Annotated in this window: 12 protein-coding genes; 2 read left to right on the top strand and 10 right to left on the bottom strand. The window is 35.2% G+C overall.

Features of this window, described 5'->3' with window-relative positions; genetic code table 11:
* Positions 1-118 precede the first annotated feature (118 nt).
* Entirely contained in the window at positions 119-2719 is a 2601-nt protein-coding gene (gene topA / locus GAPWK_RS07945; RefSeq protein ID WP_025315708.1) for a type I DNA topoisomerase, read from the bottom strand.
* Between the two features lie 29 nt (positions 2720-2748).
* Positions 2749-3213, bottom strand: coding sequence for a macrodomain Ter protein MatP (gene matP, locus GAPWK_RS07950; RefSeq protein ID WP_025315709.1), 465 nt, complete (start codon positions 3211-3213; stop codon positions 2749-2751).
* 148 nt (positions 3214-3361) lie between these two features.
* Between matP and GAPWK_RS07955 the strand changes: the two genes are divergently transcribed.
* On the top strand, positions 3362-5053 hold the full coding sequence (locus GAPWK_RS07955) for an amidohydrolase (RefSeq protein ID WP_025315710.1): 1692 nt from the start codon (positions 3362-3364) through the stop codon (positions 5051-5053).
* A 48-nt stretch (positions 5054-5101) separates the two neighbouring features.
* Here GAPWK_RS07955 and GAPWK_RS07960 read toward each other — a convergent pair whose 3' ends face one another.
* Both GAPWK_RS07960 and GAPWK_RS07965 read right to left on the bottom strand, forming a co-directional pair.
* On the bottom strand, positions 5102-6493 hold the full coding sequence (locus GAPWK_RS07960) for a PTS fructose transporter subunit IIC (protein WP_038517381.1): 1392 nt from the start codon (positions 6491-6493) through the stop codon (positions 5102-5104).
* On the bottom strand, positions 6486-6920 hold the full coding sequence (locus GAPWK_RS07965) for a PTS sugar transporter subunit IIA (protein WP_025315712.1): 435 nt from the start codon (positions 6918-6920) through the stop codon (positions 6486-6488). Before GAPWK_RS07965 ends, GAPWK_RS07960 begins: the two co-directional genes overlap by 8 nt.
* Before the next feature lie 360 nt (positions 6921-7280).
* Between GAPWK_RS07965 and GAPWK_RS07970 the strand changes: the two genes are divergently transcribed.
* A complete protein-coding gene (locus GAPWK_RS07970; protein ID WP_038517384.1) occupies positions 7281-8663 on the top strand; it encodes an APC family permease in 1383 nt (460 codons plus the stop codon).
* A gap of 126 nt (positions 8664-8789) precedes the next feature.
* Here the strand turns inward: GAPWK_RS07970 and GAPWK_RS07975 are convergent, their stop codons facing one another.
* The 6 genes from GAPWK_RS07975 to GAPWK_RS08000 form a co-directional block, all read right to left on the bottom strand.
* On the bottom strand, positions 8790-9053 hold the full coding sequence (locus GAPWK_RS07975) for an HPr family phosphocarrier protein (protein WP_025315713.1): 264 nt from the start codon (positions 9051-9053) through the stop codon (positions 8790-8792).
* 135 nt (positions 9054-9188) lie between these two features.
* Positions 9189-10127: a phosphatidate cytidylyltransferase gene (locus tag GAPWK_RS07980; RefSeq protein WP_025315714.1), complete on the bottom strand. Its 939-nt coding sequence runs from the start codon at positions 10125-10127 to the stop codon at positions 9189-9191.
* 66 nt (positions 10128-10193) lie between these two features.
* Positions 10194-10670: a hypothetical protein gene (locus tag GAPWK_RS07985; protein WP_025315715.1), complete on the bottom strand. Its 477-nt coding sequence runs from the start codon at positions 10668-10670 to the stop codon at positions 10194-10196.
* Positions 10654-12045, bottom strand: a complete 1392-nt coding sequence (locus GAPWK_RS07990; RefSeq protein ID WP_202961634.1) for a phosphatase PAP2/dual specificity phosphatase family protein — start codon at positions 12043-12045, stop codon at positions 10654-10656. The genes GAPWK_RS07985 and GAPWK_RS07990 overlap by 17 nt, the downstream gene beginning before the upstream one ends.
* Positions 12003-13757, bottom strand: a complete 1755-nt coding sequence (locus GAPWK_RS07995) for a bifunctional alpha/beta hydrolase/class I SAM-dependent methyltransferase (protein ID WP_025315717.1) — start codon at positions 13755-13757, stop codon at positions 12003-12005. Before GAPWK_RS07995 ends, GAPWK_RS07990 begins: the two co-directional genes overlap by 43 nt.
* A gap of 13 nt (positions 13758-13770) precedes the next feature.
* Complete coding sequence (locus tag GAPWK_RS08000; RefSeq protein ID WP_038517387.1) at positions 13771-14379, bottom strand: CDP-alcohol phosphatidyltransferase family protein; 609 nt, start codon at positions 14377-14379, stop codon at positions 13771-13773.
* Between the last annotated feature and the right edge of the window lie 46 nt (positions 14380-14425).

A 14425-nucleotide genomic window follows, 5' to 3' on the forward strand; every position in this document is an offset into this window, starting at 1 on the left:
TTAAAAACGAGAAATCGTAAGGTAATTCCTTTCACACTCTAGCACAAACAAAAACAAATTTTATACTAAAACGTATACATAACCTGAAACTTTTTGACAAAGTTTCAGGTGTTCTTACCTACTTTTTACTATTTATCCATTTGCCGTCTATGTATTGCATTACCCAGCCAGTCGATTTTCCATTAACTTCGGAAGTGACATATTGCTGTTTGCTTTTACGACTAAAACGTACAATGGATGGATTTCCATCTGGATCTTTATTCGGTGCTTGAGTTAAATAAATAAATTTCTCTGGCAAGCGATCTTTAAAACGTTGTAGCTCTTCAATCAATGGTGCACGCGTTTCTCTCGACTTTGGAAAGTTATGAGCAGCCAAGAAGATACCTGATGCACCATCACGTAAAACAAAATGAGCATCAGATTTACTACACGGTAGCTCTGGTAAATCAACGGGATCTTCTTTTGGTGGTGCAACATCACCATTTTTTAAGATTTTACGTGTATTTTTACAATCTTGGTTAGTACATCCCATATATAAACCAAAACGCCCTGATTTTAAGTGCATTTCTGATCCACATTTTTCACATTCAATAATTGGGCCTTCGTAGCTTTTAACCTTGAAGTTACCTTTTTCAACTATAGAACCATCACAAATTGGATTGTTACCGCAAATATGTAATTTGCGTTCGTTATCAAGTAAATAACTGTCCATTGCAGTATGACATTTTGGACAACGTTTAAGCGCTCTTAAAGCATCAGTCTCAGCTGTTTCGGCCTCTTCCAAAATATTTAATGTTTCGTGTTCTGGAATAAGATTAATGGTTTGCTTGCAGCGTTCTTTAGGCGGTAATGCATAACCCGAACAAGCTAAAAACACCCCTGTTCCAGCGGTTTTAATGCCCATTTCACGTCCACAATTTGGACATTTAATTTCAGGTGTTAATACAAGTGGATTAAGTTGCATACCGCCTTTATCTGGTGCTTGTTCTGCCACTTCAAGATGGGCACTAAAATCGCTAAAGAATTGGTCAAGAACTTCTCGCCATTCTTGTTTTTTATGAGCGATTTCATCTAAAGCATGTTCCATACGCGCAGTAAAATCGTAACTCATTAAATCATTGAAATTTTCGTTTAATCTATCTGTTACAATTTCACCGATTTTTTCCGCATAAAAACGGCGATTATCCAAACGCACATAACCACGATCTTGAATAGTTGAAATGATAGTTGCATAGGTTGATGGACGACCAATTTCTCGTTTTTCAAGTTCTTTCACCAATGACGCTTCGTTATAACGCGCAGGTGGTTTGGTAAAGTGTTGATTTGGATTTAAGCTAATTAATGATAATTCGTCGTTAACAGCAACTTTAGGTAATATTTTATCTTCACTGTTTTTAGAAAGTTGAGGCTGCACTTTAGTCCAACCATCGAAACGTAACGTACGTCCTTTAGCTTTTAAGGTAAAATCACCTGATTTTACAGTAAGAGTCGTTGAGTTGTATTCTGCCGACGTCATTTGACAAGCAACAAATTGACGCCAAATTAATTGATATAATTTACATGCATCCGCTTCCACATCACTAATATTATCGGCAATAACGTTCACATCAGATGGACGAATGGCCTCGTGCGCCTCTTGGGAATTCTTTTTACTGCTGTAAACATTTGCTGATTTAGGTAAATATTTTTCACCAAAATTCTGACCAATGTAATCTCGCACCATAGTTAACGCATCTTGACTTAAATTGGTTGAGTCAGTACGCATATAAGTAATATAGCCCGCCTCATATAGACGCTGCGCAAGCATCATTGTTTTTTTAACCCCAAAGCCTAAACGCGTGCTAGCAGCTTGTTGTAAGGTTGAAGTAATAAACGGTGCAGTTGGATTACTTTTCGTTGGTTTTTCTTCAATGTTGATAACTTGATATTGATTTTTATTTAACTCAGCTAAGGCAATATCAATAGCAACTTTATCTTTTGGTTCAAAGGCTTCATCTTTATACTGCACAACTTGCATTGTTAACAAATCATTATCGATAGTATTAAGATCAGCAAACAGATCCCAGTACTCTTCTGGAATAAAAGCATGAATTTCGCGTTCACGTTCAACCACTAATCGAACAGCAACGGATTGTACACGCCCAGCTGAAAGTCCTCTTGCCACTTTTTTCCAAAGTAAAGGTGATAGCATAAAGCCCACAACCCGATCCATAAAACGACGGGCTTGCTGAGCATTAACGCGATCCATATCTAACATGGCTGGTTCATTGAAAGCATTTTTAATTGCGGTTTTAGTAATTTCGTTAAATACTACACGACGATATTTACTATCTTCACCGCCGATTACATCTTTTAGATGCCAGGCAATCGCTTCTCCTTCTCTATCCAAGTCGGTTGCGAGATAGATCATGTCAGCATCTTTAGCAAGCTTTTTTAGTTCAGCTACAACCCGTTCTTTACCGGGTAAAATTTCGTAATGCGCTTTCCAGCCATTATAAGGATCGACACTCATTCGATCGACCAAAATCTGTTTTTCAGAACGTTTAACTTTTTTCTCAGCTTTGTCTTTTGTGGTTTTTTCGGCACGTTGACTACTACCACTTACTGGAAGGTCACGAATATGTCCTACACTTGATTTAACCACGAAATCTTTGCCAAGATATTTATTAATCGTTTTTGCTTTGGCTGGTGATTCCACAATAACAAGGGATTTTCCCATAATTAAGCCTTATTTATCCTGTAGTTGAGTTAGTTATCGTCAAGCTTCACATTAAGAAGCGACTGTAAATCATCCTTAATTGTCGATACTTTTGTTGCATATTGTTCTTTTTGCTCAGCGTCTTCAATAAGTTGTGTAATGGTTTGCGACAAAGTACAGCCTCGGCGCTTTGCTAAATTAGCAAGCCGTTGCCAAACTAAAAATTCCAAATCAATGGATTTTTTTCGTGTATTTTGTTGTTCAGCATTAAAGTGACGTTTTCGTCTAGCCCGAATAGTTTGCTTCATTCGATTATCTAAATCGGGATTTAAATGCTCATTAATCCAATTAACAACTTTTTTTGGATTATGTTCTAATAGTAATAATTCATTTACGGCATGTTGTGCAGCACTTTTTTCGAGATGACGAGTAATTAACTCCCCCTCTAAATGCCTTTTTACAAGATAGTGCCATTTCCAACCACATTCAAGGTTTTCTAACTGTTGATATTTCATTGGCTCACCTTGTGACGCTGTAACTAAATGGGTAGTTTTAGCATAATCTTCTCACACAATAAAGAAAATTATTGCATTTGACAAATTTTTTATAAATCTGCTATCGTTCAACTTTCATTTCGATCTTTATTTTGAGGAATCACTTATAATGGCTAAAGCTGATGTTATTTATGTTAATGGCTATATTTACACCGCTGACAAACAAGACACTGTTTGTGAAGCTATCGCCATTAAAAATGGCTATATTATTGCAACAGGTAGTACACAAGAAATAAATAACCAGAACTATATTGATAACCAAACGACCATTTATGATCTAAAAGGCAAAACCATGATGCCGGGGATCATCGATTCACACTTACATACTTTTTGGGGAGGAATGCAATTATCCTCATGTAATTTAAATTATCAAAGTTTAACCATTGATGATACTTTAGCAATTATACAACAATACTTAGATAAAGATTCTGTAAATCACAATAATCATTGGCTGCAAGTACGCGGTTGGCTAAGACAAGAAATTCTTCCAGTTGGTACAGATATTACTCGTTTCGATCTTGATCGTCTTAACACATCGCGCCCAGTAATTCTTTTTTCAAATGACTGCCATACCTTAGTTGCCAATAGCATTGCATTAGAAAAATTTGGCTTAGATAGAAATACACCAGAACCTACCGATGGTAAAATTGGTCGTTCCGCTGATGGCGAATTAAATGGTATCTTAGAAGATGCTCCTGCCATGCGTGCCTTTGATAGTATATCTAAATTAACCGATGAGCAAGCTATTCATGTTGCTAAATTATCACAAACCGAATTAAACAAACAAGGCGTTACAGCGGTTATGGATGCCCGAATCACTGAAACGCAAGCCGATGCTTTTTTACAATTACAAAAACAAGACCAATTGACCATTCGCTTATTTGGTGCTCGTGAACTTCCACCTGATGATGTTTCATCAATTGAAGATATCCCTAACGTAATCAATAAAGTGAAGCAATTTGCTGCTCGTTATGATGATAAAAATTGGCAACCAAAACCAGGTATTAAAGTTTCACATGTGAAGTTATTCGTTGATGGAGTAATGCAACAACCGTTGATGACAGCTCGTTTACTTAAACCTTATAATTTAGCCGATGAAAAAGATCGTTACGGCGATCTCTATTATTCCATCGAAATGTTAGATGCCTTGATTTTAGAATCGTCAAAAGCTGGTTTCCACCCTCATATGCATACAGTGGGTGAAGGTGCAATTGAAGTTGTTCTCAATGCAATTGAGAAGATGCGAAATGCGTTACCGGATGCCGATATTCGTCCAAGTACAGCGCACAATGAACTAAGCGCTGCACATCAATTTGCTAGATACAAAAAGTTAAATGCTGGTGTGGTCTTTTCATTTCAATGGGCGGGATGCAGCTCAGCCATGGTTGAACAATATGAAACTCTTTTTGGTGAAGAACGCTATCATGGTTTAGAAGCCCATGGACAGTATATCGATGCAGGCGTTCATTGTGCTTTTGGTAGTGATTGGCCGATTGATCCATTAAATGAATGGTATGATTTTCAAATTGCCATGACCAGACAAATAGATAGCGATCATCCACGATTAAATAGCGACCGTAATTTAACCGCTAAAGAGGTATTACGTTGTGCCACCATTGGTGCGGCTTATATATTGAATCAAGATGAATATATTGGTTCGATTGAAAAAGGTAAATTTGCTGATCTTATCATTTTAGATCGCAATCCATTTACAATTGCCGCGACGGATATAGAAAATGTGAAAGTATTGACAACGATTGTTGGCGGTAAAATAGTCTATCAACAAGATAAATCTTTATAAATGGATTAATAAATTGTTACACCGCCATAATTGGCGGTGTAACTCATTTTATGATTCAGTCTCAATGACTTGCTCCGTTTCTACTGGAACTTTCTTAGTAAAGTGTAAAATCGCAGCGATAATAAATGCACCAATAAACATATCAATGACGTACCACATTGCACCTTTTGTTACCCCACCTAAAGCAACAAGTCCTCCAAAAGCAACTAATGAGTCTATACCGTTGATCATGCCCAACATACCTGCTATTGCGGTACCAACAACTATAGCAATGATTACCCGTTTAGGATCTTTGGCTGCAAATGGAATAGCGCCTTCGGTAATACCTGCTAATGATAAGAAAAACGCCGTAATACCAAACTCTTTTTCTTCTTTACTGTATTTTGATCGAGAAACAATTAATGAAGAAATAGCTAGTCCTAAAGGAGGGATAGCACAGCACATACGGAAAACCCCATTAGGGCCATAAACATTTTCAGCCATTGCCGCTAAAGTAAACGCTGTTGCGGCTTTACTACATGGCCCACCCATATCTAAAGCTGCCAATACCCCAATACCAATCCCTAAAAATGCCGCATTGACTTGTGACATGCCTTTTAAGGTTTCAACCATGGCTTTTACAAACCAATCGAGTGGGTAAGATAAACCATAAATATAAATTGGCGCCATTACTAATAGTGTTACCGTTGGAATGATCATAACAGGCATTACTGAAGCAATAACGGGATGCACTTTAATTGTTTTAAACCATTTAACAAAATAACCAATTAAAATCCCAAAAATCATAGCACCGATAAATCCAGTGCTAACGTTATTGACGCCAATTGGATTATTAACGACATACCCCATAATGAAAGCTGGAGCAAGTGCTGCGTTACCTCCAATTGAATAGGCCATATATGCAGCTAAAACCGGTACCATCATTGCAAATCCATAGAAAGCAACTTGTTGAAGGTCGGCAAAGAATTGATTGCTTGGTAAAATGGTATTATTAGTAACATCCCCTGTCATTAACACAATTGAAAAGAGAATCCCTGATGCAATAATGACAGGTAAAAATTTGCTAATTCCCGTATTTAAAGCTCTAAAAATTTCTATACCAATATTATCTTTGACTATTTTGGTCGACATTTGCTCTGCATTATTGAAAATATTGGCGGTATTTTTGACAGCTTCACCTGTACTGACTTTGATAATATTTTTAAAAGGTTCAAGTCGTTCGGCATTTTCTATAGTTATATCAGTTGCCAATACAATGGCATCGGCAGTTTTAAGATCGTCTTCAGTTAAAACATTTTCAATACCTGCTGCACCTTGTGTTTCAACTTTGCAATCCCAACCGCGTTTTTTAGCTTCATTTTCAATTTTTTGTTTTGCAATATAGGTATGCGCCATCCCTGCTGTACAGGCGCAAATGGCTACAATTTTCTTATTATTCATAAATACCTCTAACCTTATGAGCAATGGTTTGAATATCACTATTTAACAATTGAGCAATAAAATCATCATCAGCAAGATTAGCTGCTAATTTAGCAATAATGGTCAAATGTTCTTTATCAGCATTTTCTTGAGCTCCAATCATTACAATTAATTTAACTTTATTATTATTGTTCCAAATAATACCATCACTATATTTGCTAACTGCAATAAATGGAGTTCTTACGCCATCACTTTTAGCATGGGGTAATGCAATATCAGGTAACACATCAGTATCCATTTCTTGCTCATGTGCCATAACATCAGCAACAAATTTTTCAACATCAGTTAAATAATTTTGACTGTTTTGAGCCATTAATCGAATAATCGATGATTTTTGTTTTAGAACATCATTAGTTAATTCAACAGGTACAACGGGAATTGAGGTCATAAATATATCCTTTTATTAATAAGTATTTAAAGACTAAATTATTGACAAATCATTATAAATATAACGTGTTTTACATATACTGACATCTCTTTAAACAAAGAAATAATTAGACATGGATCACAAAATTTGTATCTGTTGGTTTAATTTTATTAATGTAACATTTTTGCTGATATGACCAAAAGTACTTCTATACAAAATATCAAGATTAAAAATTACACAGTTATATGTTAATAAGCTAAAAATTAGCTTGCATAATTATAATAATGTGGGAGAATTCCCTGCCGCTTTCAGCGGGTAAAAAGGCAAAACTATACTTAGTAGTTTTTTATTGTTTTTTGGGACAGAGGAGCAAAATTAGTCATGTCCGCAATAAAAATGAAACGAGTTTTAACCACACCTGCATTAATTGCATTTGGTTTAGCTTATATGGTTCCTTTAGGGATCTTTACCACTTATGGGGAAGTTACCGTTGCCAGTAATGGACACTTACCTATAGCCTATGTTATCACCCTAGCAATGATCTTTTTTACAGCATTAAGTTATTGTCGTATGGCAAATAAACTACCTATTGCTGGTTCTGCCTATTCGTATGTACAACATACATTTGGTGGAAGAATTGGTTTTTTAGTGGGATGGGCGCAAATTCTTGATTACCTATTTTTACCAATATTAAATTATTTGGTTTTGGGTATCTATCTTAATGAAGCTTTCCCAAGCATTCCTGCTTATGTATTTGTACTTGGTTCATTATGTAGTGTTAGCTTCTTAAATTACTTAGGAATTAAATTAATAAATTCAGTGAACTTTACTTTAATTATTGTTCAAATGTTTTTTATTGGATTATTTATTTTCTTAACTTTAACCAATGTAAGCTTAACACCAGAAGCAATGATAAAACCTTTGGCTGTTAATGCAGGTGATTTTAGCGGATTAATGTCTGGCGCCGCAATATTATGTCTTGCCTTTTTGGGTTTTGATGCTATCGCGACACTGGCAGAAGAATCAAATGATGCCCAAAAATCATTACCAAGAGCCATTATATGGACGGTTCTTATTGCAGGAAGTATATTCTTAGTTGTTTCGTATAGTGCTCATTTAGCCTATCCTAACTGGACAGATTTTGTTTCTAACAAAGATACCGCTAGCTTGGATGTAATGCGTAAAGTAGACTCCATAAGTAATTTAAAAGAGATACTTGGTAAGTATGGAAATGATTTTATGTATAACTTTTTCCAATCTGCTTATTTAACGGGTGTTTTTGCATCAGCAATGACAGCGCAAACCAGTGTATCAAGAATATTTTATGCAATGGGTCGTGAAGGTGTGTTACCTAAACAGATTTTCTTTAAAATCCATCCTCGTTTTAGAACACCTTACTTATCAATATTGTTTGTAGCTTGTTTTTCATTGTTATCATTAGTATTAGATCTTAGTTTAGTTGTTTCAATGATTAGCTTTGGTGCTTTAGTTGCTTTCACATTTGTTAATTTATGTGTAATTAAAAGTTATCTATGGGATATCAAAACGAAAACAGCAAAAGTTTTATTTAAATATGGTGTGTTACCAGCGATTGGTGTTTTACTTTCGTTATGGCTATGGACCAGCCTCGATGAGACTGCGATGATTGTTGGCTTAGTTTGGTTGGCAGTTGGATTCTGTTATTTAGTCTACTTAACCAAAGGTTTTACCAAGTTACTACCATCGATTGATCATCATGAATTGAATTCAATCATTAAAGATTAAGTTAATCTTTTAAAATAGGTCTACTTGAAAGTATTTAGTTAATGCCCTTTTATAACAATTCCGTCGACTTAAGTCGACGGAATATTGAATTTTTTGATGTTGGTTTTTAATTAATTTATCAATTAATTACTCACCGAAACCAGAAGCAAATAATTCACGGATTTCATCCATTGCAGCTTGTTCGTCTTCACCATCACAAATGATTTCAACAGTTGAGCCACCTTTAACACCTGCGCCTAATAAGCCCATCATACTTTTCATTTTAATCGCTTTGTCATTGTAAACAAGTTCAATTGTTGATTTATAACGACCTGCTAGTTTTACAAGTGTTGTCACTGGGCGTGCGTGTAATCCAGTTGAATTTTTTACTACCATTTGCTCTTTTAACATATTATTGTCCTTCTTTATATCTTAAGTTAATACATTTATGTATTTATATCATAAATTAAATTTTTTTGCTCTTTTTTATATGCAAATTTTTTACAATTTATACTATCGTTGTGGTTTTCATAGCCTAATTTAAAATTAGACCCAATAATATCGCACAATATGAAAAAAAATAGGTGCAGCAAAACAGACAGAATCTAAACGATCAAGCACACCGCCATGCCCATCAATAAGCTTACCCCAATCCTTTACTCCTTTATCTCGTTTAATTGCCGACATAACTAATCCACCTAGAAATCCGAGTAAGGTAATCATGAGTGAAATTAATCCAGCTTGAATAAAGCTAAAAGGTGTTATCCACCATAAGCATGCGCCTACTAAACTAGCCGAAAAGACACCGCCAATAAATCCTTCAATGGTTTTTGAGGGTGATAAATTAGGACTAATCGGATGTTTACCAAACAATTTACCAAATACATACTGTAAGACATCTGATAATTCAACAACGAATATTAGAAAAGCAATCAATAATAAATTGCGGTCTTGGTAGTAATCAATAGGTAAAGTAAGCAATGCAGGTACGCAAGATATACTGTAGACCGTGATCATCAATCCCCACTGCACTTCTGCTGTTCTGGCTAAAAAATTATGGGTCGATCCAGTAATTGCCGCCAAAATAGCTAAAAATAAAAACCCATAGACAGGAATAAAGATACTAAATAGCCCATACCATGACATGGCAACTAATATATATTGCAGTGGTAAAGCAATTAAATAAGCAAAGAGCAAAGCCCAATAATCATAACGAGTAATGGGTGTTAATGTCAGGAACTCACGCAGAGCAATGCCCGATACAATAAAAAAGAGAAAAATTACAGCTAATTTTCCCAATAAAAAGGCGACGCCAATAATGGCTACCATTACCCACCAAGCATTAATGCGTGTGTTTAAATTATCAATAACACTATTTGGACTTTTTGAACGACGTTTCAAGCACCAACCAATCGCAGTTGCCACGACTAACAATACGCCAATGCCAACAAACAATAATAAAGTATCGCGTTGATAACTAGACATGTCTCCCTCCATATTGTTTGTTACCATCCATATGATGGTCTTAAAAATATTAAATTCATCAGAAAGTTAAATTGAAATACCCCAAATAACTGTCGCTATAGATAAAATCAATTGTATACTAATTAGAACAATCTGTTTTTTGAATAATTTCAATGTCCCTTTTTGACGATCTTCGATTGATCGCAGTGGTTGTTGTTTCGATTTGATTAAATTTAATTGCAATAAGGCATCATCAAGTTCATTTAAAACCTTAGGTAACTGATCATGTTTAGTCGCTAAATAATCAAATAATTTTTTATCAAAGGCAATGCGTAGAGCATAATATTGACTAAATAATCCACTCAAAAAAATCATTAAACTGCAGTTTGTCAAAAAAATAGAATTTAAGCACCAACCGGCTATTAAACCGACAAAAAAGGCGATTAGAGTGAGTGATCGCGAAAAAACCTCTAATCGTTGACTTATAATGAGTATATTACTAAATGTTACTAAGGTTGTTTGATTGATATCTTTAGTTAATTTAGTTTTATTTGCATTTACCATCGCTATTCTCTTTTGAAATCCTATTAAACCAATTGATTAACAAGGCTTTTTGCTTAGAAGAGATAACTACCGAACAACGAGCAGTTTTCACTTTGGTTATTGCATCTTCCACATTAGCCGCTCTTTTGGTCAATAGTAACCAGGCTATTACGGCTGTTGCACTTCGTGAATAACCTAATGCACAACATACCAAAACTGAACCTTGTTTTTGAAATTGATCGATAGTTTCGGCTGCAAGTTGACATTGCTTAATGGACAGAGGTGTCATATCAAGTATCGGAATCAAACTGTAATGACCATTAAATTGTCCAATAGGTAATTCCGCACAAAGATCGACGATCGAAACAATACGTTTAGTTTGTAAAGTGTTATGAGAAGCAATTCGCCCTAAATAAACACTGTCCATAATAAAATCGGCAGGTTTGTTTTTTAAAGTCCATAAACGAGAATTGAGCCACATAATTGCAAAATAAGGTAGGTATAAAATCGTTATCGCGAAGGGAAAATGACCATTCGCTTGTTTTTGAAAACCTGTTGCACCAAATACCAAGTAATTGGCAGATACTAACACAAAAGCTCCCGCTAACCACAATAGCCAAAGCCCAATTCCACCAATATATATAGCTAAAATTAATGATAATAAAAATAGTAAGAAGTAAATACCACTCCAAGTATATTGCTTAGCGTATGATTTACTTTTTAAAGGAGTCATTCCATTTTCAGGCCATAACCAAATACAAAAACAGCCTGCCCATAATCCAGTTGGAACGTCAAAAAAATGATGTTGCCATGTTGTTAAAACAGATAATGCAATTAAGAAACACCAGACATGTAACAGCAATTGATTAAATTTTGATTGAAAATAACAGTTATAAAACTGCCATAAGATTACCAGTAAAGTAATGTGTAAAGAAGGTGCCTGATTAAAGGGTTTATCAAAACCCATTAGAACATCAAACCATAAGCCGAGAAAACCATCAAGATTGGGGCGTTCAAAGCTAAATTTTAGAGGGAAAATTAAAAAACAAGTGATACAAATAATTTGTGCCGAAAAGAGTCTTAAACATAAAATTTTAAGTGATTGTTTAGAAGTCGCCAATAAAATGGCTAAACCATACATTAAATCAATGGACCAATAAGGCACAATTGTCCAAGGCCATAATGGAATCAAAGATTCCCAACTGAAAAATAGACTCCCGACGTCTGAAAGATTTGCAGTATACCAATTAGTTAAGTTATAACTGGTGAAAAAGAATATTGATAATCCTGCTAATAAAATAAGTTTATAATAGATTAACCTTTCAAATTTTAATTTTTGCATATTACCAACAACTATTTGATTCTTTGCGCCAGTGATACCGTAAAAATACCCCATTGATCGATATACATTTTCACCTTTTTAAAACCTGAGGTAGCAACTAATTGATCCATTTCCAATTGAGTACGTCTGCGCATAACCCATGGTTGCCCATCACGATGCGATGTCAAAGCACGAGCAATAAACTCTAATTGAGGATGCCAAGGTTGATTGGTATAAATTAAATATCCTCCTTCGGGTATAACATCCGCTAAACCAGAGAGAGACTCACGCAATAATGCATTATCATCGAATAACTCATAAAGTCCTGAAACTACAGCTAATGTTGGTTGAGGTACTAATTCTGCTAATTGTTGCCGATTAAATGCGTCTCCTTTTTCAAAACGGACAAGGTCAGTTAAACCAAGTTCATCGATTAATTTCTGACCATCATGAATATTAATATCACTGTAATCTCGCAATAACACCGAATCAGGTTTATTAGGTATTTGATTAATAGTTTCAAGAATATAACGACCATGACCAGCCGCAATATCAACAATGTTTACAGCTTTGTTTTGTTGTTGTAATTGAGTAATTGCTTGTTTTAAGACTTCTTCAAGATGAATTTTGCGTTGACGAATGCCTCGCCAGCCAATGGATTGCAAATAAATATAATCAAAAAATTGTCCTAGTTTAGAGCTTCCTGATGGTTCATTACGGTAGATATAATCTAAGGTACTACCTGAATCAAAACCAGTATCGAAACCAAGTTTAATGCCATTTGACATTTTACTCGCATATTTTAAATTAGCTTTAATAAACCACCAATATAATGGTTTAACCCAACCTGATGGCGGTAATGCTAAAGAATCTTTTTCTTGCCTAGTATAGCCTACAAGATCAGCATTAACGAGTGATGGCTGACAAGGTTTATTAGCAAAACAGCCAATAATAAATCGTCTTGCTCTGTCGATAGCTATTTGGCGATCTTTTTCACCAAAAGTATCATGATAGAAATTTGGTAGAATATGGAATTCTTTTTGTTGAGTACCCAAATTTTCATAAAATCTTTTTTGTGGTTTATGTCTTACCACATAATCAGCTCCCGAAACAAGTATTTGGGTCGGAACGGTAATTGCATTAGCATCCTTAATAATTCGGTCAGATACGGTATAGAGATCTAAAAGTAATCTAACTGATATTTGTCTAGTAATTAACGGATCTTGTGTAAATAACTTCGCTCGCTGAGTATCATGAGTTAATAAATTAGGTTTTACATAGCTATTAACAAAAAAATTGCCTTTTAGGTTGTATAGTAATTTCAATCCAGGGACAGCGAATGGCACATAAAGTTTGACATCAAATGCGGGAGCACCCAACACCAACGCTCGAATATTTGGCACATAATCATGTACCCATGCAGTAGCAATTACAGCGCCAACACTTTGTGCAATAACAGCAATATCTTGGTGTTTTAGATGATATTCTTGCGATATATGTTCAATAAAACAATTAGCATCTTTAATTAACGTCGCAAAATTAGGCGCATCACCTCGCGTTCCTTCCGATAAACCATTGCCTCTAGCATCCCAAGCAAATATCTGATAATCGGGTAGATTCAATTCATCCGCAAGATGTTCAACACGACCGGAGTGTTCATGCCCACGATGAAAAAGCACAATTCCTTGGGATGAAAGTCCATCATTACTGTTAACAGCTGGCCAATAACGATAAAATAATTTACAACCATCGTGACTTGTGAAAGTTTTTTGTTGAAGAGTACGCATTTTGTTAACCTTTTTATTTTTGTGCTTTCTCTAGGCCTTTTCGAATACGATTAATCACAGTATAAATTAGTAGAAAACTGATCATCCACAATATTGGATTAATGCAATCTAACGGCAATTGATAAATTCCAATGCCTAAACTGATCGCCCCAAAGACAAAAGCGCGATCACTTTTGCCCATTGGCCCATCGTAGCGCCTTGACGAACCAACCATCAGACCTAAAACGCCAGCGTATTCGGATAAAAAAGAGAGTAAAACAACTAAAATAACTAAATTGTTACTAACATTATCAAGCTGCATGAAAACTAATAATAACGCAATATCGGAAATAACATCACCAATTTCATTTAAATAAGCGCCTAAATCTGTTTTTTGTTGAAATTCGCGCGCTAACATACCATCAATGGCATTGAGTGCCATACGAATCAACATCCAGATAGGAATGACACAAAAAATCCATTGATAAGACGAAAATAAACCGACAATAAAAGACACAAAAATCGATCCCAAACAAGCCGATATTGTTACTTGGTTAGCTGTTATATTGGCATTATTGAGCCTATTTGCACATGGGCGCAGTAGGGATTGAAATTTTGGTTTTAATTGGTAAATTGATATCACAATCGATCCTAAAAAATTAATCTATCGCTAAGTTAATTTAATTAAA

This window comes from Gilliamella apicola, assembly GCF_000599985.1.
In the GTDB taxonomy this organism is placed as follows: Bacteria; Pseudomonadota; Gammaproteobacteria; order Enterobacterales; family Orbaceae; genus Gilliamella; species Gilliamella apicola.

Bases quoted from the DNA above. Each gene is read 5' to 3' on its own strand.
- topA (WP_025315708.1), bottom strand. From the start codon at position 2,719: ATGGGAAAATCCCTTGTTATTGTGGAATCACCAGCCAAAGCAAAAACG.
- matP (WP_025315709.1), bottom strand. From the start codon at position 3,213: ATGAAATATCAACAGTTAGAAAACCTTGAATGTGGTTGGAAATGGCAC.
- GAPWK_RS07955 (WP_025315710.1), top strand. From the start codon at position 3,362: ATGGCTAAAGCTGATGTTATTTATGTTAATGGCTATATTTACACCGCT.
- GAPWK_RS07960 (WP_038517381.1), bottom strand. From the start codon at position 6,493: ATGAATAATAAGAAAATTGTAGCCATTTGCGCCTGTACAGCAGGGATG.
- GAPWK_RS07965 (WP_025315712.1), bottom strand. From the start codon at position 6,920: ATGACCTCAATTCCCGTTGTACCTGTTGAATTAACTAATGATGTTCTA.
- GAPWK_RS07970 (WP_038517384.1), top strand. From the start codon at position 7,281: ATGTCCGCAATAAAAATGAAACGAGTTTTAACCACACCTGCATTAATT.
- GAPWK_RS07975 (WP_025315713.1), bottom strand. From the start codon at position 9,053: ATGTTAAAAGAGCAAATGGTAGTAAAAAATTCAACTGGATTACACGCA.
- GAPWK_RS07980 (WP_025315714.1), bottom strand. From the start codon at position 10,127: ATGTCTAGTTATCAACGCGATACTTTATTATTGTTTGTTGGCATTGGC.
- GAPWK_RS07985 (WP_025315715.1), bottom strand. From the start codon at position 10,670: ATGGTAAATGCAAATAAAACTAAATTAACTAAAGATATCAATCAAACA.
- GAPWK_RS07990 (WP_202961634.1), bottom strand. From the start codon at position 12,045: ATGGGGTATTTTTACGGTATCACTGGCGCAAAGAATCAAATAGTTGTT.
- GAPWK_RS07995 (WP_025315717.1), bottom strand. From the start codon at position 13,757: ATGCGTACTCTTCAACAAAAAACTTTCACAAGTCACGATGGTTGTAAA.